Source organism: Aestuariibaculum sp. YM273 (genome assembly GCF_030908365.1).
GTDB lineage: Bacteria > Bacteroidota > Bacteroidia > Flavobacteriales > Flavobacteriaceae > Aestuariibaculum > Aestuariibaculum marinum.
Window position 1 is genome coordinate 683,606 of record NZ_CP133090.1, and the last position, 22,338, is coordinate 705,943.

The following is a 22,338-nucleotide window of genomic DNA, read 5'->3' on the forward strand; positions in this document are numbered from 1 at the left end:
TGTCAAAAAAAAAACGCTTCATATTCAACTTTGACATATTTTCAACATTTTACAAAAAACGATACGTTTTTTAAAATTTCAAACGTTTAACCAAACCAATAATTTGCACTTTTAAGAAAATTAAAGTGCCGATTTATCAAAAACAAAGGGCAAGAGATTTTCAAGAGATTTTGACATGGCAACAGAACCAGATTCCCCCATAAAATAAATTTCTATAGGTTGCTTTTGCTTTATTTCATATTCAGCAATAGCCTGCCTGCAAGCACCACATGGTGGAATAGGACTTGTTGTTGGATTATGTGTAGAAGTCGCTGTAATTGCCATTTTTAAAATTCTAGCTTGGGGATACTGTGCACCCGCATAATAAATAGCTGTTCTTTCAGCACATAAACCCGAAGGATAGGAAGCATTCTCCTGATTATTTCCCAAAACAACTTCACCATTGTCTAATAAAAGCGCTGTGCCTACATTAAATTTAGAATACGGTGCGTAAGCTTTACTTCTTGCTTCTACAGCTTTCTTCATTAAAGACTTGATATTAACAGGTAATTCATCTAAAGAATCAAAAACCTGTAAAACCGTTTCTATTTTTATTTGTTTCATATACCCAATTGATAGATGAGGATCACTTTTACAGTTCCTCGCTTCAATAAAGTTAAGAAACTATTACAAACAAAAAAACTATTGCTCACAGCAATAGTTTTTTTGTTATTAAATATCTAAGTATTTACTTAATACTCCATATATTCTCCAGAACCAATATTAAAGGTTAAAGAGAAACGCAATGTATTTTCAAGTGGGCTCTGTACTTTTGACGTAGAGAACAAATAAGATAAATCAATATTTATAATATTCGCTTTAAATCCGGCTCCTAAGGCCATAAATTTTCTAGCTCCTTTTTCTTCGCTTTCATTAAAATAACCAGCTCTAAAAGCAAAAGAATCCTGATACCTGTACTCGGCACCTAAGGCCCAGGTAAATTCCTTTAACTCTTCGCTAAAACCTCCCGGAGCATCTCCAAAAGACTGGAAGATTCCAGACAAAAAACTAACATCTTGTGATTTTCCATCGTAAATCACACCATTTGTTTCTGATATCTGAGCACCTCGATCATCAACCCCTTCATCATAAACGCCGTTACCATTGTTATCTGTATACTCGTATTCTGTACCTAAAATCGGAGGTGTTGGCACCAATAATTTAGCAAATTCTGCGGTTACAGCAATGGTGTTGTACTGGTCGAAAATAAAGTCAAAGCCTCCTCCTAATCTTAAATTAGTCGGCTGAAAGTTTTCATACCCCCCTTGATCGTATTTAAACTTAGGACCTATGTTTTGAATCGCCCAACCTGCTCGCCATCGTCCGTTAAAATCAGAATACACTTCCTCTTCACTTTGGTAATATCCGGAAATATCTACTCCAAACGTACCTGCTGGTGTTGTATCGCCATCTACACCATCTAATCTTAAATCGGAACGTAAATAACGCATTGCCACAGACATTGCATACTGATCTGATAAACGTAAAGCATAAGATGCATCGATAGTTAACTCATTTGGACGCTGAATTAACGGTGTAGCGAATTCATCTGCTACAAATTCAATATCACCTAGAGAAAAATATTTAAAACTCACAGCAAATGCACTACGCTCATCTAAACGATTAAAATATGTTACGTTTCCTAAGAAAATATCGTTTACTAGCTTACTTAAATAAGGCGTATAACTAACACCTATTCCTGATTTTGTTTCCGAAAAAACATACTTAGAAGAGTTCCATTGTTGAGAAAAAGCATCAACTGAAGTCGCGACTCCCATATCGCCCATACCTGCTGCTCTTGCATCTGGTGCAATTAAAACAAACGGCATACCGGTTGTAATTACCCTAGAATCATTGTCATTTGGAATTATAGTTGTTTGTGCACTAACGTTTATAATAGCCACCAGTGCTAAAAGAAATAATAATTGGTTTTTCATGGATTAGTTTTAATTCAACAAATATATATTTTTATTATAGTATAACAAGCTTCTCTATTTTTTCTACTTTTTTATTGAGCACTTCAGATTGGACGGTTAATTTATATATGTAAACTCCTTTTCCTATCCTGTCTCCAAAATCGTCTCGACCATCCCAGACAATATCTCTTGAAAGCGTGCTATTTACAATGCCTCCACCTGCTGTTTGACCGTTTAATGTTCTTACCAGCTTTCCTGAAACCGTGAATATCTGTATAGAAACGTTTAAAGGTGCCGAACTATTGTGATTGAACCAAAATTCGGTGTAATTTACAAACGGGTTAGGATAGTTTAAAACATTATCTATTACCAGTTCCTGATCTTCATCATAAACCACGAATTGAATTTCGGCAGTTGATGAATTATTGTAAACATCCCAAGCTTTAATAGTTAAGGTATGCAAACCGGGTTCTAAATCCCGAAAAGGAAAACTTACTGTACCATTCGTGTATACATCTAACTCCGTTTGATAATAATCATTTAATATGAAAGGGTTGGTTTCATCTCCATCCAATATAGCTACAATATCATGACCAATTCCACTTGCGGTATTTATCCCATTTGCGTCTTCTAGTTTCACTAATAATGTTGGAGATTCATTGGTAATACCTCCAGAGACAAATGATTCATCATTCATATACAGTGTAATCACAGGCCCTATATTGTCCTCTTCGGCATTTTCATTCAGTCCTCCAATTTTTATTGTGCTAACACTTGCCCCTGTCTGATCCTCTAACAACGCTCCGTTTTCGGAATAAAAACTTACTTTACCAAAACCAACAGGAATACCAATATCCTTTGGAACTATAAAATCAAATTCAAATTGTCCGTTTTCAACCGTGGCTTGCCCTCGAAATATAGCTTCACCTAATGTTTTAAAATCCAACTTCACTAACTCTCCGTTTAATCGAGTGCCATCATTTGCCAAGGTTTGTCTATCGATATCTTTATCATAAATCGTAGTAGAAAGTACACCATTATAATTAGAAAGTATATTCCCGGATAAATCGGTAACTTCACCTGCCAGTTTAACATAGCTTAATGCTTTTAATGTATCTGTTGATTGAGCAATTGGGACATCATTGATTTGTGTTAATCTCACATTTGGTTTAGCAAAAGCTAATTTCATTGCTGGATCTCCTATAAAAAAGATTAAACGCCTTTGACTCTGACCTGATATGATTGGGTCATTTTTTGTTAGGCGTAAAGCTTCTGCCATGGAAGGATATTCAAAATCTCCATAAGCATCATTATCATTAAAAGAAAAAAGATACTCGCCCAAAACATTGTTAAAAGCGATAGCAAAACTCACAAATATCTGCCTGGTTGTAGTTATTAAACCTATGGCACCTGCGTCTTTGTTCCAATAGGTAAACTCTCCTGCTGTTTGTCTATACGGATTATCAAACTTTGTAAACTCGCAAGTAACCGTTACAAAACAATTCAGTTTATTATAGTTTCTGAAAGATTCAATATTTGGTTTCGTTAAAATGCGTTCCTGAGCTAAGCCATCTTCTCCTCCATGCCCAAAATAATTAACCACCAATGCTCCGTTATCAATGGCATTTAAAAATTCTGTTGATGCTTCGGGGTAACGCTCTCCTCCGGCAGAAGTTTCCTGTTTAAAGGCATCGCTATGAATCTTTACAACATTCATAAACGGCTTGGCTTCTGTTACCATATTACCAAGGTTATCGGTAGTAGATTGCAATATACCTTCCCAATCCTGATCCACATCATCTGAAACCACAACAAAATTATTTCGCCAACTTCCGTAGGCCTCTTTGGCATAATACGATTCAATTTTATCAACAAGCTCTTTAGCCTGTTGCGGATTATCGGCTATAATTCTTCCCACAGCAATATCCAGTTTATCACTAGTTAGCATGGTTCCTTCATTATCATCCATCATACCGTAAAAATCGTCTGAGATGTATGAGTTGGTCAAATTAAAACTATTATAGGAATGCCATGATGGTACTATATTAGTATTGTTGGCCATTCTGTCTTTATAATCAAAAGACCCATCTCCAAACAAACAAAGATATTTTAAACGTTTATCTGGCGCACTAGCATTATCATAAACATATTTAACCAAGTTTCTTATGGCTCCAATATCCTGATTTCCAGTGCTGAATTCGTTATAAATTTCATCTAAACCAAATACTTTCACGTTAAGCCCATACTGAGTTGTATTAATCTGAGCTAAACGATTAGCCTGACTCAACATATTATCTGGCGAAACAATAATATAATCGACATCATGAAACTCTCCTAAACTATTTTGAAAAACCGTTCCCTTTATATTTTGATTACTTATAGAGGTATTAGAATCATATTTGGGTTCATAAAAATCACTGTTAGTCACAGCAACGTAATTCCTTAACTCCCCCATTACAGCTGTAAAACTAAGCGTGGCGGCTTGCTCGCTATTAACATAATTCGATACATTATAGATATCGGTCACATCCCAAATTTCAGAAATACCAGAAGCTTCAGTAATCTGATATTCACCTATACCGGAAGCGGAGATTACCTTATCATTTTTAAATTCGAACTGTTTATTATGAAATTTAAGCGATCTTGTCGCTTCTACCGAGATATAATCAAGATAACCTACAGCACTAGGGTTTCCTTGATTATTGTAATTCAACCCTACATTAATCGTTGATGAATTTACCGTAATAGTATTAAAGTATGAAGCTCCACTGGCAAGCGTTGGTGAATTCGCTCCACTCAAATTCATAGTCGCTAATGAGTTCCCATTTACATTCACATTCATAGAGGTTGATGTTGACGCTGTAGCAGCCACAAAAACCCTTAAAGTTACAGGCTCAGCAGTGACCAAATCAGGAAAATCAAAAGAAAAACTTTTATTGTTATCTACATCAAACCGATCGCCAAACCAGCGACGACCTAAAAACGCAATGTTATGTTCATCCTTTTCATAAAACTTGTAGTCCTGAAATGTATTAATTACCATACCAACAGTCCCTGTGGGCTGTGCAAAGGGTTGAATACGCTTTCCTGAACCAGCACTAACATTGATATAATAGTACGTTTTGTCTGTGTAGCAATTGATATTCGTATTGCTTTCAGAATTGTACATTCGAGGACCTTGAGCATAAAACAGTATATAATCGTTATTATCGAAAACACCATCTTCTTCTCCAACGAATTTAATAGCATTTTGCTGCACATCGTACGGATAAGCTTCTGCATTGGAATACGGTATCATTCTTCCTCCATTTCCATATAGTTTGATGGTTCTTGGATCTACGCTATTAACATTAACCCCTAAACGCTGTAAAAAACTTTTAGACAATTTAAACACACCTGTGGTATCGACATAAAACTTATACCACTCCCCGCTACTAAGCACCGAATTAGTTATAGCCTTAGTTGCATAAGTCTTATTTAATAAATTGGTTTTCGAAGTATTTCCTCCTTGTGAATAATTTATTTGAAACGACATTACTTTTTTAAACGTGCCGTTAGCATCTTTAATAATAGGTGTTATTTGAAACAACACATATCGTTTATCTCTGGCAATCGCATTTTTTAAACTAAATTTTAAATTTGACGTAAGAGTGGAAACATCCAAATCTTTTAACTCCTGTTTAGATATTGAAGCGTAAACCACATTACTAATCGCCAAAGAACTTTCATCTACTGTGCTGGAGGTCGACCATTGAGAAACAAATCGAAGACCTTCAGTAAAATCATAACTAAAATTCTCATCATTAAACCCAGGTAATTCCAGCGTATACGTATCACTGGAAATCGTTTTAGAAGGTTTCCAAGTCAGATTAAACGTTTTCTGCTGCCCGAAGGCAAAAGCAGAAATTAAAAATAAGATGAATAAAATTTTCTCTTTCATTGCTAAAATTAACGTGAATAATACCTATATAGTATGACTATAAGCTACTATTTTAAAAACAGATTCAAAAATACAATAATAATTTAGCAATATACACGTTAATAAAACACAAAATAAGATCGAAAAACCTCAAAAACATCGATGTAAGACCCAAAAAATAGGTTGAAATGCACATTTTTTTGGGTAAAATGTAAAAATACGCTTGCATTGTTAGGTTTAATTCTTATATTGCATCACCAAAAATATTATTAGCTTACTTAAATGTATGAATATGAAAAAAGTAGTAGCATTCAAGGTTTTACTAGTTTTAGCCCTAACCGCGACCATAACTAGTTGTAAAAAATCATCGAGCTCGAAGAACACTTCCAGAGCTACAGGATGGCAAATCAACTCTCGTGAGGGAGGTTTTCAATACAATACAGACTTTAAAGAACAGGAAACAGCTCCTGGTTTAGTTTTTATTGAAGGAGGAACCTTTACCAAAGGACGAGTTCAAGATGACGTAATGCACGATTGGAACAATACGCCTAACCAGCAACACGTTCAATCGTTCTACATGGATGAAACTGAAGTTACTAATGCCATGTACATGGAATATTTAGACTGGATTAAACGGGTTTATCCACCTTCTGATGAGAACTTCAGAGCTATATATCATGGTGCTTTACCAGACACATTGGTTTGGAGAAATCGTTTAGGATATAACGAAGTAATGACAGATAACTACTTGCGTCACCCTGCTTATGGTGAATATCCTGTAGTAGGTGTTAGCTGGATTCAAGCTGTTGAGTTCGCTAACTGGCGTACAGATCGTGTTAACGAATATACACTAGAGCGCGAAGGCTACCTTAAACGTGATGCTAAAGTTACCGATGTAGGTGCTGATGCCACTTTTAATACGGATACTTATATTAATGCTCCAACTTTAACCTACGGAGGAAACGAAGAAGTTATAAATCCAGACAGCAGAAACAAAAGATTTGTTAGAACCGATGCCGATGGTAACGAAACTAATATCTATGCTACCAGAGAAACAGGACTTATTACACCAAAGTACAGACTTCCAACAGAAACTGAATGGGAGTATGCAGCCTTAGGTTTAAGTGAAATTAGAAGTTACAACTTATACCGTGGACGTAAAAAATACCCATGGGAAGGACAATATACTCGTAATGGAAAACGTAAATACCGTGGAGATCATTTAGCTAACTTCAAGCAAGGTAAAGGTGATTACGGCGGAATCGCAGGTTGGTCTGATGATGGAGCTGACATCACAAATGCTGTTAAATCATACGAACCTAATGATTATGGTTTATACGATATGGCTGGTAACGTAGCAGAATGGGTTGCCGATGTTTACCGTCCTATTGTTGACGACGAATTCAACGATTTCAACTACTACCGTGGTAACGTTTATACAAAAAATGCCTTGAACGATGACGGAACTGTAAAAGTAGTAACTCCAGAAGACATCGTGTACGACACACTTTCTAACGGAAAAATAATAGCAAGAAATCTACCAGGTGAAATTTTACAAGTGCCTGTTGATGAAAACGAAACTTATTTACGTACTAACTTCGACAAGAGTAATCAAGTTAACTATAGAGACGGAGATAAAAGGTCTTCTCGTTATTTTGAAAGCTTTAACGACGATGAAGAAGGAACTAATGCTGATGCGCTTACCAGAAAAATGTACAACTCACCTAAAAATGTTGTAACAAGAGACTCTTTAGGAAACCTTATTAGACAATATGACAAATCTAACAACAGAACGTCTTTAATCAACGATGAAGCCAGAGTTTACAAAGGAGGTTCTTGGAAAGACAGAGAGTACTGGTTAGACCCTGCGCAACGTCGCTACTACCCTCAAGATATGGCAACAGATTACATCGGGTTTAGATGTGCTATGTCGAGAGTAGGTTCTAAATCTCAACAGAAATTCAAAACAAAAAACTAGTTCAACAACTTGTTAATAATATTAAAAGTCCTAACCTACCGTTAGGACTTTTTTTTATACTTTTATTTTCCAATTTAAAACATCTTCATCTTTTGAAAATAGCCCAATTACACAGTCTATTCTTAGAATGTCGCGCCATTAGTACCGATACTCGTAAACTTGAATTCAACGATATGTTTTTTGCCCTAAAAGGTGAAAATTTCAATGGAAATAAATACGCAGAGCAAGCCTTAAAAAGCGGCGCTAAATACTGTATTATAGATGAAGAAGAATTCAACACCTCTTCACAAACCATTCTTGTTGATAACGTGCTTGAAACACTTCAGCAATTAGCAACCTACCACAGGGATTATTTAGACCTACCTATCATTGCCTTAACCGGAAGTAACGGTAAAACAACCACCAAAGAACTGATTAATGCCACGCTATCAAAAAAGTATAAAACTACAGCTACTATTGGTAATTTAAACAATCATATAGGTGTGCCTTTAACACTATTATCGATGACCAAAGACACAGAGATTGGCATTGTTGAAATGGGCGCCAATCATCTAAAAGAAATTGAAATACTTTGCGCTATTGCTAAACCAGACTTTGGGTACATCACCAATTTTGGGAAAGCGCATTTAGAAGGTTTTGGTAGTGTTGACGGCGTAATTAAAGGTAAAAGTGAGATGTATGATTTTCTAATTGCAAACAACAAAACCATTTTTGTTAATGGTAATGATCCGATTCAATTGGAAAAAACCACAAATACCAAAAGAATTGTTTTTGGAAATACCGATAATTTAGATGTTACTATCAATTTTATCGAAGCCCAACCTAACGTAAAATTAAGCTACAATAATCTAACTATCCAGAGTCAATTAATTGGCGCTTATAATTTCAATAATATAGCAGCAGCCATCGCTATTGCCAATTATTTTGAAGTAGAAGACAACGATATTAAGTCTGCTATTGAAAATTATTCACCAACAAATAACCGTTCACAGGTTATTAACAAAGGAACGTGTAAAATCATTTTAGATGCATACAATGCTAACCCATCAAGTATGCAGGCAGCACTACTTAACTTTGATAAGTTAATGGACTCCAATAAAATAGCCATTATTGGAGATATGTTTGAATTAGGAAATGACGCAAAAATCGAACACGAAAATATCCTGAAGTTATCAACATCTCTTAACATCGATAAAGTTATTGTTATAGGAGAAAACTTCTTTAATACCGAAACCACTGCTGAAAACCTGTTAAAATTTAAATCGTTTGAAGATTTTAAATCAAATATTAACAGCACAGATTTACACAATAGCACCCTTTTAATAAAAGGCTCCAGAGGCATGGCTATGGAAAGAATTTTGGATTTACTGTAATTAAAATAAAAGTGCCTGAAATAACTCAATATTAACAGGCACATATTTACTTAACTCTCCCTAAGAATTAATTAATAGCTTAGCAAAGATTGTATTTTATGGATTGCTTAACAATACTCAATTTGAGTATTTTTTATCTAATTTTTTAACATCACAGTAGTTTAGATAATACTATTATTCATTTTTATAATACCAATCAATTCTCCGGTAGACGATATATTGAACTTTTTTAAGATGTTACGTCGATGTGTATCCACCGTATTTGGACTAATATTCAGCTTTTCAGCAATATCTTTACTGGAATGATTTAATACTAATAGTCTTATAATATCACGCTCACGATTACTAACAGCGTCTGTCAACAATTTATGGGAAAAATTGTTAAAATAAACGGTTTCGTACTCATTTTTATCATTTAAAAGTTTAGCTGTGGCACAAATACTCATTTTAATTTCAGGTGCTAATACTGTATAATGCGCTAAGCCAATTATAGGTTTATTGGAGTGATCGAACTCTATTGGAGTAGTATTCTGAACGACGTTAACATAATTCCCATCCGAATTCATCAATCGATAATTCCAGGTATAACTCATCTTACTCCTATCCTTTAAATCAATTTCAGATAAAGTAAACTTCATCAATTCATTTAAAGCCTGCAACCATTGTTCTACATCATCAGGATGCATTCTCCCCCAAAAATAACGCATGCCCTGCGTTTCGAATAAGGACTTTTCCAACCCCAAACAAGCGGTCATATTCTTACTTATATACTCAAACTTGAGATCCCGAGTATTAGTAATACAAAAAAAAGTAGAACTATAAGGTAAATACGTATCTAACTCTACAATCTTCTTAACATGTTCTTCTAATGACGGGTGATCATAGGTTTTAAACACTTCCTTATAAAGACCTTTAATTTCATTTAAATTCATAATAGCAACTTATGTAATCCTAAATGTATTAAAAAATGCCGAATTGTAAGATAAATACCTATTTGAAAGAAGAAATAATAGCAAATAAAAAATCCTAAAGCACAATACTTTAGGATTTTAATATGTGTGTGTGGGCGCGAAGGGATTCGAACCCCTGACCCCTTGGGTGTAAACCAAGTGCTCTGAACCAACTGAGCTACGCGCCCGAATATTTTCGGGATTGAGTAAATTTCTAATTGAAACTAGTCTCGCAATATGTCATTAAAAAACCCGATTTCTATATCAGGTTTTTAAACTTATGTGGGCGCGAAGGGATTCGAACCCCTGACCCCTTGGGTGTAAACCAAGTGCTCTGAACCAACTGAGCTACGCGCCCGAATATTTTCGGGTTTGAGTAAATTTCTAATTGAAATTAGCCTCACAATATGTCATTAAAAAACCTGATTCTTATATCAGGTATTTTGAACTTTTTGTGGGCGCGAAGGGATTCGAACCCCTGACCCCTTGGGTGTAAACCAAGTGCTCTGAACCAACTGAGCTACGCGCCCTTCAATTAGGTGTGCAAATATAAGCTAGTTTTTGGTTCTACAAAAACATTTTTTGTAAAAATTTAAATTATTTCAGCAACGACAAAAGTACTGCCACCTATGAAAATAAAATCATCTTCTTTGGCGTTTGTTAATGCCGATCGATATGCTTCATTAACAGAACCATAGGCTTCACCGTTCAGTCCATATTCTTCAAAACTCTGTTTTAAAGTTTCTGCTTCCAAACCACGTGGAATGTCCGGTTTACAAAAATAATACACGGCTTTCTTAGGCAACAAGTCTATAATGGAACTTATATCTTTATCATTTACCACACCAAAAACCACATGTAAGACCTTATATTTTTCTTTTAAAAGTTGTTGCATCACATACGTTAATCCGTCTCGATTATGCCCCGTGTCGCAAACCACCTTGGGTTTTGTTTGCAACGTTTGCCAGCGCCCTAATAATCCTGTGTTCTTAACCACATTCTTAAAGCCTTCTTTGATATGTTCTTCTGAAAAGCTAAAGCCTTTTAACTGTAATTGCTTTATAGCCTGCTGAACAGTTATAATATTCTTAGCTTGATAAGGCCCGATTAAATCGCTATCATAAGTTTTAGAAGGTTGTTGATCGGCGAATATAATGTTCGCCCCATTTTCTTCAGCCAACTTTGTAAAAACAGCTGTGGTTTCCTTTTGAGTCTCTCCTATCACTACAGGAACCTGCACCTTTATAATCCCTCCTTTTTCCGCAGCAATTACATCAAGTGTATTCCCTAAAAATTGCGTATGATCTAAGCCTATATTCGTAATCACCGACACCTCTGGCGTAATCACATTGGTAGAGTCTAATCGGCCGCCCATACCCACTTCAACAACTGCAATATCAACCTGCTCTTTTGAGAAATAATCGAAAGCCATACCAACGGTCATCTCAAAAAAAGACAATTGGTTACTTTCTAAAAACACTTTATTATCAGCTATAAAATCAACAACAAAGGTTTCATTCACCATATTACCATTAATCTTTATGCGCTCTCTGAAATCCTTTAAATGCGGTGACGTATACAATCCCACTTTATAACCGGCTTCCTGTAAAATAGAAGCTAACATATGACTTGAAGACCCTTTTCCATTGGTTCCAGCCACATGAATAGATTTAAAATTTCGTTCGGGATGATTGAGGTATTCAACCAGTTTAATGGTATTCGATAAGTCCTTTTTAAAAGCCGTTTGGCCCTGGCGTTGATACATTGGTAGTTGGGTAAACATCCAATTGATTGTATCTTGATATATCATGCTATTACTGCCCTAATTTGAAGTTCACTTTTACAAACCCTATTTGTTTTGCTGGCGCATTTGGGTCTGCCTGCCATTTATGAGATAAAGCAATTTTTTTTGCTGGCTCCAATAAACACGCTGCTGTATTGGTTGTTCCTCTTACGCCCGGTTCTGCTTCAATAACGTTACCATTTCGGTTTACTATTATCTTAACAATAACCAATCCGGATTCGTTACAATCTTGTTTTAAAGTTTGATATGAAGCTTTACCTCGTCCGTTGAGACCATAACCTACACCTCCGCTTCCTGAACCTCCAGATCCAAAATAGCTTGGTGCATAAGGATCGCCATCTAACTGGCCTTTATCGCCCGCTTTATTATCGTCTCCTTCACCACCCGTTGCTAAACCTTCAGATTTACTAACACCACCAATTAACGCATCGAGCTTCTTCTTTTTTTCTTCCTGCTCTCGTTTTTCTTTAGCAATACGTTCAGCTTCCGCTTTAGCTTTCGCATCGGCCTCGGCTTTCGCCTTAGCTTCTGCTTCCTTTTGCTTTTTGATGGCAATTTCTTCTGCGTTATCAGCTGTTAAAACTTCCTCCTTTGCTATAGCGGACTTAGTCGGTTCGGTTTGAGTAACTTCTGGTTCGGTTGGACGATTAATCTCGTTTGGTTCAGATTTTATAGGTTTTAATGGCTGAACATTTCCTGAACCAAAATCGGTAGTTCCAAAATTAACTGCTACACCATATTCCACTGGCGGATCCATATAAGGTGCACCAACAACAAACAACAATAACAACAAAATAACAGTAATCAAGGCTGTTAACTTTGCTGAGTCTTTTTCGTGCTTGGTTTCGAAATATTTCATCAGTTAATTTTAATATTATTTTTGATCTATTAAAAGAAGAAACGTCTACGTCTTATAAGCCTACAAAACATAGACATTTCTCTTTATTTCACCTCGACGGATAAGAATCGTCGATTTCTAGACACCTTAGTTATTCGGCCTTACTGCCAGAATAACCTTAAACTTGTTTCTATTAGCTATATCCATAACCTTAACTACATTTTCCACAGGAACTGATTTCTCTGCTCTTAAAACAATGGTTGGTTTTTCTTCTGAAGACAATAAGGCTAACAATTCGTTTTCCAGTACGCTTTCACCAACACGTTTTTGGTCGATATAATAGGTTAAATCTTTCTTAATGCTAACAGCAATTGATTTTTTATTCTCCGTTTTACCACTAGCTTTCGGCAATAAAATATCAATCGCATTAGTCGTTACTAAGGTAGAGGCCAACATGAAAAATATCAACAACAGGAATACGATATCTGTCATTGATGCCATACTGAACTCTGGCGTAACTTTATTTCTTCCTTTTAAATTCATTAAATCGGCTCATTTAAATGATCTAAAAATTCTACCGAGTGGGCTTCCATTTGATACACCACTTTGTCGGTTTTAACTACCAGGTGATTGTATGCCATATACGCTACAATACCTACAATTAAACCTGCTACCGTAGTCGTCATCGCTGTATATAAACCATCAGCTAAAAGTTTAATATCGATTTGACCTCCTGAATTAGCAATTTCGAAAATAGATAAGATCATACCAATAACCGTACCTAAGAAACCAATCATTGGCGCTGCTCCTGAAATAGTTGCAAGCACACTTACGTTTTTCTCTAAACTGTAAACCTCTAATCGACCTGCATTTTCAATAGCAGTATTGATGTCGGCCAATGGTTTTCCAATTCTGGAAATCCCTTTGTTGATTAATCTTGATACTGGCGAGTTGGCCTGAGCACATAACAATTGTGCTGAATCGATTTTACCATGCGTAACGTGGTCTTTAATCTGATTCATAAAATTCGCATCTATTTTAGCTGCTGCTTTTATAGCAAACAAGCGTTCGAAATAAATGTAAATCGCTGCAACAAGCAACACAAATAAAAGTAGGATAATTACTTGACCAGCAACACCACCACTACTGATGAGCTCTATAATGGAAAGTGTTTTTTCAACAGACTCCTCATCGGTTAATAACAAGGCGCCTTCTTGAGTGTTTTGTAATAAAGTGTTAAGCATATAATTAAGTTTTTGGGCAATTGTATAACGTAGGTTTTCTTATAAAAGTATGTTAGAACATTGTTCTGGTTACCATAAATGCAGCTGCACCTACTAAAAACCCAACTAAAGCTAACCACGAAATCTTTTTAAAGTACCAGAAGAAATCTATTTTTTCCATTCCCATTGCAACTACTCCGGCAGCCGATCCGATGATTAACATACTTCCTCCTGTACCTGCTGCATATGCAATAAAGTGCCAAAGTTCGTTATCTAATGGCTCATGGAACATTCCTAACGATGCTGCTACTAAAGGTACATTATCAATAACGGCAGAACCTACTCCTAATAATAGAACTACTAAATCTGAAACGCCTTCACCTACGTGAATTTCTGTTCCTAACATAGGCATTGTTTCCTGTAAAGATTCAGCAAAACCGAATAAAATACCTAAAGACTCTAATGCTGCTACTGCCATTAAAATACCTAAGAAGAATAAAATACTTGGTAATTCAATTTTAGATAACGAGTGGTGTACCGGACTGTGGTGCGCGTGCGCATCACTTTCTTCAGCGCCAAACTCAGTCATACTGAATTTTGAACTGCTATAAATTTCAGCAAAAACAGCTACAACACCCAAAGATAACATCATACCTACATAAGGAGGTAAGTGCGTTACCATTTTAAATACAGGAACAAAAACAATTGCTCCTAGACCTAAATACAACATTGTTGCACTGTATTTAGATTTTGGCTTGTCATCATCACTTTCATCTATTTCTAAATCACCTTTAAATACTGGTAAGAAAGATGCGATAAAAGATGGTACCGCCATACATAATAATGAAGGGATAAAAAGGTAAACAAATAAATGATCTGATGATACTTTCTTACCAATCCATAACATAGTCGTGGTTACATCACCAATTGGAGACCAGGCTCCACCCGCATTAGCTGCGATAATGATTAAACCAGCGTACCAAATACGCACATCTCTTTCCTTAACAATTTTCTGAAGAATTGAAATTAGTACAATAGTTGCTGTTAAGTTATCTATGATAGCTGATAAAACAAAGGCTAAGATTGAGAAAATCCATAAGATTTTGCTTTTTTTCTTTGTCTTTACAAAGCTTTTAATTGTTGCGAAACCATCGAAATAATCAATAATTTCCACAATCGTCATAGCTCCCAAAAGGAAGACTAATATTTCTGCTGTTTTACCTAAGTGGTGCAACAAAGTTTCTTCCATCAGATGAAGCTTCTCTTCATGGCCGAAATTACCAAAACCATCTAACAAAGCATGTTGAGCAGAATCGAACCAATTTGGAAAGCTATCTAAACCTAAAGAAATCAAAGCCCAACAAATAGCCATCATCACTAAGGCTGGGATAAGTTTATCTATTTTTAAGTTATGTTCAAGAGTAATGGCCAAATAGCCTAATACAAATACTAAAATAATCGCTGTTTCCATAAAAAATTTAAAAATTATACAAGTTGGCTGAGTGCAATCTCATATGCCGTGGCACTCACACCGGTTTTATGCTGGTTTTTGTTATATACGTTTTCTATTGCTTCTTTTATTTTATTTGATGTATCGTTAAAAATCGCATCATCGGTCATTTGTACACGGCGTTCCATAAAATAGGCAAACACACGTGCCATACCGCAGTTTGAAATAAAATCTGGAATTAAACTCACCTGATTATCGGTATGCTCCATAATTGGTCCAAAGAAGATTTCTTTATCGGCAAACGGCACATTAGCTCCACACGACACCACTTCAAGACCACTATCTATTAATTGATTAATCTGACCTTCTGTTATTAATCGAGATGCAGCACATGGCGCAAAAATTTCGGCTTGAATACTCCAAATTCTATCGTTGATTTCATCAAAAGGAATTAAATTATCGCTCTCTAAAGTATTGCCCTGTTTTGCAAGAAACAATGCTTTAATCTCCTCAAACGTAAAACCTTCCTCATTAATTAAACCGCCTGCAATATCGATAATTCCAACCACTTTTGCACCCATTTGAGCCAAATAATATGCAGCGGCAGCTCCTACATTACCAAATCCCTGAATTACAGCGCGTTTACCTATAACCTCGCCACCGTAAATATTGTAGTAATGCCTTACAGCTTCAGCCACTCCAAAGCCTGTAATCATGTCTGCTACCGTATATTTTCTTAAAACGTCGGGGGAATACTTTGGGTTTTCAATTACTTTTATAACTCCTTGCCTTAACTGCCCAATGCGGTTTATCTTATCGGCTTCTGTAGGTTTAAAATGACCATTAAACACACCTTCCTGTGGATGCCAAACGCCACTTTCCTCTGTAATTGGAATCACTTCGTGAATTTCATCTACATTTAAATCACCTCCGGTACCGTAGTAACTTTTAAGTAACGGAGATACCGCTTTGTACCAGCGTTCTAAAACCCCTTTTTTTCTTGGGTCTTTAGGATCGAAATTAATTCCCGATTTTGCGCCGCCAATTGCAGGCCCTGACACCGTGAACTTAATTTCCATAGTTTTTGCTAAAGATAGCACCTCGTTTACATCAAGTCCTAATCGCATTCTGGTTCCTCCACCAGCCGCTCCACCGCGCAGTGAATTAATCACCACCCAGCCTTCAGCTTCGGTTTCAGAATCTTTCCAGTTGAATATAATTTCGGGAGTTTTATTTTCGTATTTCTTTAATAATTCTTTCATTGTTGATATTTAAAAATTGATTCGTTTTAGCTAAGTCTTGATTGATGTATTCCGTGGATAATAAATTAAAGCGTAGCTATAATTGAGTCATTTTTAAACAGTTTAAAATTATTAATCCACAAATATAAAAAACTAAAAATCCTAACAGATTAATTTTATATTATTTTTGCTGAAGGTATATTTTGCCGGAAGAATGGTCGTTTATAGCACCAGTTACACTGCTTAAACAATTATTTTCGTCACGAAGTTTTAACACGCCCAAGAACCCAAAAATTAAAGCTTCTTTAAATTCTACAATTGTATTTGCAGGAATTATTATGGTGTTTTTTGTATACTGCTTTAGTCTTTCTATTAAATAAACATTGTAAACGCCGCCGCCAGTAATATACACCGAAGCAGCTTCCTTTTTATTGATTTCAGCAGCCAATTGTTTAGCAATATGTTCGACAAATGTTTTAAGAATATCTTGTGTTTCTAACTTAAAATGATCTATTAGTGGAAAGACATTTGTTTTTACCCATTCCAGACCTAAAGATTTTGGATAGGATTCTTTGTAAAAACCTAAATCGTTCAATTGGCTTAATAATTCCTTATGAACAATTCCAGAAGCAGCAATTTTTCCTGAATCATCATACGCTAATCCTAAGTGCTTCACATAATGATTCAATACAATATTTACAGGACAAATATCGTAAGCAATGCGCTGTTCTTCAATCTCGGTTGAAATATTAGCGAAACCTCCCAAATTCAAACAAAAGTTGTAATCACAAAACAACAACTTATCCCCTATTGGCACTAACGGTGCACCTTGACCTCCATATTCAACATCCTGAATCCTAAAATCGCAAACCACATTTTGGCCACAAAGTTTTGCCAGTTCTGGTAGATTACCAATTTGATACGTTAGTTTCTTTTCCGGTTGATGCAACGCTGTATGACCATGAGAGCACACAGCATCGATGTCCTTTAAGTCATGTTTTAAAATGAAATTTCGAATCACTTCAGCTAAATATTTCGTATACTCTACATCTATAACCTTCAATTCCTCTAAAGAATTCGACACCAACCCCCTCAAGTGTTCTACCCAATATTTCGGGTAAGCTACTGTTTCCGCTTTAACAATGTCAAATTCCCATTGCTTACCTTTCTTAAAAGTCACATAAACCAAATCGACACCATCTAACGAGGTCCCCGACATGACTCCTACTACGTTGTATTTATTTTTTGCCATACTCAACAAAAATAAGAATGGTTTTTAATAAATTATCATTAAAAAGCTATATTTGTGTATATTTTTTACCAAATAAACAAAATAACTAAGAATTATGAATTTCAATCTTTCCGAAGAACATAAAATGATTCGCGATGCCGCTCGCGATTTTGCTCAGAATGAATTGCTTCCCGGCGTTATTGAACGTGATGAAAACCAACACTTTCCGAATGATCTCGTCAAAAAAATGGGAGATCTAGGTTTTCTGGGGATTATGGTAGATCCTAAATACGGTGGCAGTGGTATGGATACCATATCGTATGTTCTTATTATGGAAGAGCTTTCAAAAATTGACGCTTCAGCCTCAGTGATTGTTTCGGTTAATAATTCATTAGTTTGCTATGGTCTGGAAGCCTATGGTACCGAAGAACAAAAACAAAAGTATCTTACTAAACTGGCTACCGGAGAATTCGTGGGTGCTTTCTGTTTAAGTGAACCTGAAGCTGGTAGCGATGCTACTTCACAAAAAACGACGGCTATTGATAAAGGTGATCATTATATTTTAAACGGAACAAAAAACTGGATTACCAATGGTGGTCGCGCCGATGTATATCTGGTAATTGCTCAAACCGACAGAGATAAAGGGTCGCACGGCATCAATGCATTTATTATTGAAAAAGGCATGGAAGGTTTCCATATTGGACCTAAGGAAAATAAATTAGGAATCCGGGGAAGCGACACCCACACCCTTCAGTTTAACGACGTAAAAGTTCCTATTGAAAATCGCATTGGTGATGACGGTTCCGGTTTCCGTTTTGCAATGAAAACACTTTCTGGCGGACGCATTGGCATTGCTGCTCAGGCTTTAGGTATTGCCTCTGGCGCTTACGAACTAGCATTAAAATATTCCAAAGAACGTAAGGCCTTCGGAACAGAAATATGTAATCATCAGGCCATTGCTTTTAAATTAGCCGATATGTATTCTGATATTGAAGCTGCTCGCTATCTGGTGATGCGCGCTGCCTGGGACAAAGACCAAGGCAAAAATTACGACGTATCAAGTGCCGTGGCAAAATTGCAAGCGTCGAAAGTAGCTATGCAACACACCACTGAAGCTGTTCAGATTTTTGGCGGTAATGGTTTTGTAAAAGATTACCACGTAGAACGTTTAATGCGGGATGCTAAAATTACTCAGATTTACGAAGGTACTTCCGAGATTCAGAAAATTGTTATCTCCAGAAGTATTACAAAAGATTAAATTCCACTTTTTAATTTCTAGATCAAAAAACTGAAACGTTTTTAAGTCCATTGTTCCTTTGTGAATCATGGGCTTTTTTTGTTAAGAATATTAAAACCTTTCGACTTTAAAACCATAGATTTCTATCTTTAAACAAAAAACATTCATGCAAAAAACATATTACGACCCAGCGGACCTTAAGAAATTTGGAAAAATATCGGAGTGGAATGAAGAACTTGGCGCTAAATTTTTTGAATACTACGGAAAAGTTTTTGAGGAAGGCGCCCTAACCGAACGTGAAAAATCGCTAATCGCCTTAGCTGTTTCACACACCATTCAGTGCCCTTATTGTATTGACGCTTACACCGGTGACGGATTACAACGAGGTATTACTAAAGAAGAAATGATGGAAGCTTTACATGTGGCTGCTGCTATTCGTGGTGGCGCGTCTTTAGTACACGGTGTTCAAATGATGAACAAAGTGAATAAACTAGACATGTAAACCATTTATATTGCTTCGAATCGAAAACTAATACAGCACCTATGATTAAATCCCTGCATAAAAGAGAAAGCGAGTTAGCTCATGCTAAAAAGCAATTAGACATTTTATCTAATGGCATTTTTAAACAAGGTGAGCTACCAACCTTTAAAGCTAAAATTTCGGAAACCAATCAGTTCCCTCTTAAAGCTAAAAAGCTTGAAATTTTACAAATAAACTTAGGGTACATGTGCAATCAAACGTGTAGCCACTGCCATGTTGATGCCGGCCCAGACCGCAAAGAAATTATGACTAAAGACACGATGCTACAATGTTTGGAGGTGATTAAAAACACTGGTGCTCATACGCTGGATTTAACTGGTGGAGCTCCGGAAATGACCCCTCATTTTCGATGGTTTGTAGATGAAGCTTCAAAGGCTGGTATAAAAGATTTTATTGTTCGATCGAATCTTACCATCATTACAGCCAACAAAAAATATCACGATTTACCTGAATTCTTTAAAAATCATAATGTTCATGTGGTAAGTTCTATGCCACACTGGACTAAAGGCAAAACCGATAAGCAACGTGGCGATGGCGTTTTTGAGGCTTCACTTAAAGCTTTAAAAATGCTGAATGATGTTGGATATGGCATGCCTGATAGCAACTTAAAATTAGATTTAGTTTATAATCCATCAGGTGCTTTTTTACCAGGAAATCAAATGGCAATGGAGAAAGATTTTAAAAAAGCGCTTTTAGATGACTTTGGCATTCATTTTCACAACCTATTTGCCTTAACCAATTTACCTGTTAGTCGCTTTTTAGATTATTTAATAGCTTCAGAAAATTATGAAGATTACATGTACGCGCTGGTAGAAGCTTTCAATCCGAATGCAGTAAGTAATGTGATGTGTACCAATACACTTTCTGTAAGTTGGAATGGGTATTTATATGATTGCGATTTTAATCAAATGCTCGAACTTCCTGTAAATAATGAAGTAAAACATATTTCTGAATACAATGAGAGTCTCCTTGAAGGTCGAGATATTGTGATTTCTCAACATTGTTACGGTTGTACTGCGGGTGCCGGTAGCAGTTGTCAGGGTACAGTTGCTTAAATCATAAAATATGGGATTTATCAACAAAAAAAGACAGGACAATGATAACGACATGACATTCGATTTTCATTTTCCAACATCAAAAGAGGCTTTAATCATTTTCACTAGAAATCCGGAATTAGGAAAATGCAAAACGCGACTTGCTAAAACTGTTGGTAACGAAGCTGCTCTTAATATATACAAACATCTATTAAAACATACCTCATCAATTACTGTAAACCTTGAAGCAGACAAGTTTGTGTTCTATTCTAAAAACATCATTAAAGACGATTTATGGAACCCCGATGTTTTCAAAAAGAAATTACAACACGGTAAGGATTTAGGAGAACGCATGGAACAGGCTTTTGCTCATCTTTTCAGTTTAGGATATGAAAAAGCAATTATTATAGGTAGTGATTTATTAGATTTAAATGAAGATATCATCAACGAAGCTTTTCAAGAATTAAATAAAGGTGATTATGTTATTGGCCCTGCTAAAGATGGCGGTTACTACCTATTAGGCATGACTATTTTAAATCAAGACATTTTTAAAAATAAACATTGGGGGACCGAAACCGTTTTAAAAGACACTTTAGAAAATTTACAAAACAACAACGTTTACATGTTAAAAGAGTTAAACGATATTGATACCTTTGAAGATATTCAAGACTATCAAGAATTAAAACCGTATTACACCACATGATTAAGATAATAAACGAAACTACAGATTACTTAAAAGGCAAGGGTTTTGACAATCCTGAAATAGGTATTATTTTGGGTACAGGGCTTGGTCAGCTTGTTAACGAAATTGAAATTTTACATGAAGTAAGTTATAACCACATTCCTAACTTCCCGACTGCAACAGTAGAATTTCATAAAGGCAAGTTGATTTACGGCATTTTAGAAGGTAAAAAAATCATGGTTATGCAAGGCCGTTTCCACTTGTATGAAGGCTATAGCCTGCAGGATGTAACGTTCCCGGTTCGTATTATGGAGAAATTGGGTATTAAAACCTTATTAGTATCCAATGCTGCCGGCGCCATTAATACCAATTTTAAAAAAGGTGAATTGATGCTTCTTGACGACCATATAAACCTTCAAGGCGATTCACCATTAGCATTTATGGGTGTTGAACATTTAGGCGAACGCTTTGTAGATATGAGCGCGCCGTACAATGCAACTATTAATTCTAAATTTAAAACTATAGCGAAGAATCATGGTATTACCTTACACGAAGGCATTTACGCCAGTGTTTTAGGTCCGCAACTGGAAACCAGAGCCGAATATCGCATGCTAAAAATTATTGGTGCCGATGCTGTAGGTATGAGTACTGTACCTGAAGTTATTGTAGCCAACCATTTAAAACTACAGGTTGCTGCAGTTTCTGTTTTAACCGATGAATGTGATCCAGATAACTTACAGCCTGTGGATATTACCGAAATTATTGAAATGGCTAAAAAAGCCGAACCTAATATGATTACTTTATTCCGTGATCTTATTAAATCTTTGTAAGCTTCTATTAAAGTATTAAATAAAAAAAGGCTTAGTAAAAACTAAGCCTTTT

Annotated in this window: 18 protein-coding genes and 3 tRNA genes; 7 read left to right on the forward strand and 14 right to left on the reverse strand. The window is 35.9% G+C overall.

Annotated elements, in window-relative coordinates; translation table 11 throughout:
• Nucleotides 1–120: 120 nt before the first annotated feature.
• The 3 genes from cdd to porU form a co-directional block, all read right to left on the reverse strand.
• Nucleotides 121–603, reverse strand: a complete 483-nt coding sequence (gene cdd / locus RBH94_RS03035; protein WP_307882306.1) for a cytidine deaminase — start codon at nucleotides 601–603, stop codon at nucleotides 121–123.
• Nucleotides 604–731: 128 nt separating this feature from the next.
• Entirely contained in the window at nucleotides 732–1,976 is a 1,245-nt protein-coding gene (gene porV / locus RBH94_RS03040) for a type IX secretion system outer membrane channel protein PorV (protein ID WP_307882307.1), read from the reverse strand.
• Between the two features lie 34 nt (nucleotides 1,977–2,010).
• Entirely contained in the window at nucleotides 2,011–5,895 is a 3,885-nt protein-coding gene (gene porU, locus RBH94_RS03045; RefSeq protein ID WP_307882308.1) for a type IX secretion system sortase PorU, read from the reverse strand.
• Between the two features lie 265 nt (nucleotides 5,896–6,160).
• Here porU and gldJ point away from each other — a divergent pair, with 265 nt between their 5' ends.
• The gene (gldJ, locus tag RBH94_RS03050) at nucleotides 6,161–7,852 is read left to right on the forward strand and encodes a gliding motility lipoprotein GldJ (protein ID WP_188223430.1); all 1,692 of its coding nucleotides are present in this window, start codon (nucleotides 6,161–6,163) and stop codon (nucleotides 7,850–7,852) included.
• 92 nt (nucleotides 7,853–7,944) lie between these two features.
• Entirely contained in the window at nucleotides 7,945–9,225 is a 1,281-nt protein-coding gene (gene murF / locus RBH94_RS03055; RefSeq protein ID WP_307882309.1) for a UDP-N-acetylmuramoyl-tripeptide--D-alanyl-D-alanine ligase, read from the forward strand.
• Nucleotides 9,226–9,386: 161 nt separating this feature from the next.
• Here the strand turns inward: murF and RBH94_RS03060 are convergent, their stop codons facing one another.
• The 11 genes from RBH94_RS03060 to RBH94_RS03110 form a co-directional block, all read right to left on the reverse strand.
• Entirely contained in the window at nucleotides 9,387–10,157 is a 771-nt protein-coding gene (locus RBH94_RS03060; protein ID WP_307882310.1) for a LuxR C-terminal-related transcriptional regulator, read from the reverse strand.
• 131 nt (nucleotides 10,158–10,288) lie between these two features.
• Nucleotides 10,289–10,363, reverse strand: a tRNA-Val gene (locus tag RBH94_RS03065).
• Between the two features lie 95 nt (nucleotides 10,364–10,458).
• A tRNA-Val gene (locus tag RBH94_RS03070) sits at nucleotides 10,459–10,533 on the reverse strand.
• Nucleotides 10,534–10,630: 97 nt separating this feature from the next.
• Nucleotides 10,631–10,705 (reverse strand) — tRNA-Val (locus RBH94_RS03075).
• Between the two features lie 62 nt (nucleotides 10,706–10,767).
• A complete protein-coding gene (locus tag RBH94_RS03080; protein WP_307882311.1) occupies nucleotides 10,768–11,985 on the reverse strand; it encodes a folylpolyglutamate synthase/dihydrofolate synthase family protein in 1,218 nt (405 codons plus the stop codon).
• Between the two features lie 4 nt (nucleotides 11,986–11,989).
• Nucleotides 11,990–12,838: an energy transducer TonB gene (locus RBH94_RS03085; RefSeq protein ID WP_307882312.1), complete on the reverse strand. Its 849-nt coding sequence runs from the start codon at nucleotides 12,836–12,838 to the stop codon at nucleotides 11,990–11,992.
• A gap of 126 nt (nucleotides 12,839–12,964) precedes the next feature.
• Nucleotides 12,965–13,360: a biopolymer transporter ExbD gene (locus RBH94_RS03090; protein ID WP_188223425.1), complete on the reverse strand. Its 396-nt coding sequence runs from the start codon at nucleotides 13,358–13,360 to the stop codon at nucleotides 12,965–12,967.
• Nucleotides 13,360–14,061, reverse strand: a complete 702-nt coding sequence (locus tag RBH94_RS03095; protein ID WP_307882313.1) for a MotA/TolQ/ExbB proton channel family protein — start codon at nucleotides 14,059–14,061, stop codon at nucleotides 13,360–13,362. The genes RBH94_RS03090 and RBH94_RS03095 overlap by 1 nt, the downstream gene beginning before the upstream one ends.
• Nucleotides 14,062–14,113: 52 nt before the next feature.
• The gene (nhaD, locus tag RBH94_RS03100; protein WP_188223423.1) at nucleotides 14,114–15,511 is read right to left on the reverse strand and encodes a sodium:proton antiporter NhaD; all 1,398 of its coding nucleotides are present in this window, start codon (nucleotides 15,509–15,511) and stop codon (nucleotides 14,114–14,116) included.
• Nucleotides 15,512–15,525: 14 nt separating this feature from the next.
• The gene (locus RBH94_RS03105; RefSeq protein ID WP_307882314.1) at nucleotides 15,526–16,752 is read right to left on the reverse strand and encodes a Glu/Leu/Phe/Val dehydrogenase dimerization domain-containing protein; all 1,227 of its coding nucleotides are present in this window, start codon (nucleotides 16,750–16,752) and stop codon (nucleotides 15,526–15,528) included.
• 160 nt (nucleotides 16,753–16,912) lie between these two features.
• Nucleotides 16,913–17,983, reverse strand: coding sequence for an anhydro-N-acetylmuramic acid kinase (locus RBH94_RS03110; protein WP_307882315.1), 1,071 nt, complete (start codon nucleotides 17,981–17,983; stop codon nucleotides 16,913–16,915).
• Nucleotides 17,984–18,077: 94 nt separating this feature from the next.
• On the opposite strand from RBH94_RS03110, the gene RBH94_RS03115 reads away from it, so the two are divergent.
• The 5 genes from RBH94_RS03115 to RBH94_RS03135 all read left to right on the forward strand — a co-directional run bounded on the left by RBH94_RS03115 (nucleotide 18,078) and on the right by RBH94_RS03135 (nucleotide 22,286).
• On the forward strand, nucleotides 18,078–19,220 hold the full coding sequence (locus RBH94_RS03115; RefSeq protein WP_307882316.1) for an acyl-CoA dehydrogenase: 1,143 nt from the start codon (nucleotides 18,078–18,080) through the stop codon (nucleotides 19,218–19,220).
• Between the two features lie 145 nt (nucleotides 19,221–19,365).
• Nucleotides 19,366–19,701 (forward strand): arsenosugar biosynthesis-associated peroxidase-like protein, encoded by a 336-nt coding sequence (locus RBH94_RS03120; RefSeq protein ID WP_240571923.1) that lies wholly within the window; start codon nucleotides 19,366–19,368, stop codon nucleotides 19,699–19,701.
• 41 nt (nucleotides 19,702–19,742) lie between these two features.
• A complete protein-coding gene (arsS, locus tag RBH94_RS03125; RefSeq protein ID WP_307882317.1) occupies nucleotides 19,743–20,795 on the forward strand; it encodes an arsenosugar biosynthesis radical SAM (seleno)protein ArsS in 1,053 nt (350 codons plus the stop codon).
• Between the two features lie 10 nt (nucleotides 20,796–20,805).
• The gene (locus RBH94_RS03130) at nucleotides 20,806–21,477 is read left to right on the forward strand and encodes a TIGR04282 family arsenosugar biosynthesis glycosyltransferase (protein ID WP_307882318.1); all 672 of its coding nucleotides are present in this window, start codon (nucleotides 20,806–20,808) and stop codon (nucleotides 21,475–21,477) included.
• Nucleotides 21,474–22,286, forward strand: coding sequence for a purine-nucleoside phosphorylase (locus RBH94_RS03135; protein ID WP_307882319.1), 813 nt, complete (start codon nucleotides 21,474–21,476; stop codon nucleotides 22,284–22,286). Before RBH94_RS03130 ends, RBH94_RS03135 begins: the two co-directional genes overlap by 4 nt.
• Nucleotides 22,287–22,338 lie beyond the last annotated feature (52 nt).

What these genes read in the sequence shown, in the direction of transcription:
- cdd (WP_307882306.1), bottom strand. Translation starts at nt 603, where the DNA reads ATGAAACAAATAAAAATAGAAACGGTTTTACAGGTTTTTGATTCTTTA.
- porV (WP_307882307.1), bottom strand. Translation starts at nt 1,976, where the DNA reads ATGAAAAACCAATTATTATTTCTTTTAGCACTGGTGGCTATTATAAAC.
- porU (WP_307882308.1), bottom strand. Translation starts at nt 5,895, where the DNA reads ATGAAAGAGAAAATTTTATTCATCTTATTTTTAATTTCTGCTTTTGCC.
- gldJ (WP_188223430.1), top strand. Translation starts at nt 6,161, where the DNA reads ATGAATATGAAAAAAGTAGTAGCATTCAAGGTTTTACTAGTTTTAGCC.
- RBH94_RS03060 (WP_307882310.1), bottom strand. Translation starts at nt 10,157, where the DNA reads ATGAATTTAAATGAAATTAAAGGTCTTTATAAGGAAGTGTTTAAAACC.
- RBH94_RS03080 (WP_307882311.1), bottom strand. Translation starts at nt 11,985, where the DNA reads ATGATATATCAAGATACAATCAATTGGATGTTTACCCAACTACCAATG.
- RBH94_RS03085 (WP_307882312.1), bottom strand. Translation starts at nt 12,838, where the DNA reads ATGAAATATTTCGAAACCAAGCACGAAAAAGACTCAGCAAAGTTAACA.
- RBH94_RS03090 (WP_188223425.1), bottom strand. Translation starts at nt 13,360, where the DNA reads ATGAATTTAAAAGGAAGAAATAAAGTTACGCCAGAGTTCAGTATGGCA.
- RBH94_RS03095 (WP_307882313.1), bottom strand. Translation starts at nt 14,061, where the DNA reads ATGCTTAACACTTTATTACAAAACACTCAAGAAGGCGCCTTGTTATTA.
- nhaD (WP_188223423.1), bottom strand. Translation starts at nt 15,511, where the DNA reads ATGGAAACAGCGATTATTTTAGTATTTGTATTAGGCTATTTGGCCATT.
- RBH94_RS03105 (WP_307882314.1), bottom strand. Translation starts at nt 16,752, where the DNA reads ATGAAAGAATTATTAAAGAAATACGAAAATAAAACTCCCGAAATTATA.
- RBH94_RS03110 (WP_307882315.1), bottom strand. Translation starts at nt 17,983, where the DNA reads ATGGCAAAAAATAAATACAACGTAGTAGGAGTCATGTCGGGGACCTCG.
- RBH94_RS03115 (WP_307882316.1), top strand. Translation starts at nt 18,078, where the DNA reads ATGAATTTCAATCTTTCCGAAGAACATAAAATGATTCGCGATGCCGCT.
- RBH94_RS03120 (WP_240571923.1), top strand. Translation starts at nt 19,366, where the DNA reads ATGCAAAAAACATATTACGACCCAGCGGACCTTAAGAAATTTGGAAAA.
- arsS (WP_307882317.1), top strand. Translation starts at nt 19,743, where the DNA reads ATGATTAAATCCCTGCATAAAAGAGAAAGCGAGTTAGCTCATGCTAAA.
- RBH94_RS03130 (WP_307882318.1), top strand. Translation starts at nt 20,806, where the DNA reads ATGGGATTTATCAACAAAAAAAGACAGGACAATGATAACGACATGACA.
- RBH94_RS03135 (WP_307882319.1), top strand. Translation starts at nt 21,474, where the DNA reads ATGATTAAGATAATAAACGAAACTACAGATTACTTAAAAGGCAAGGGT.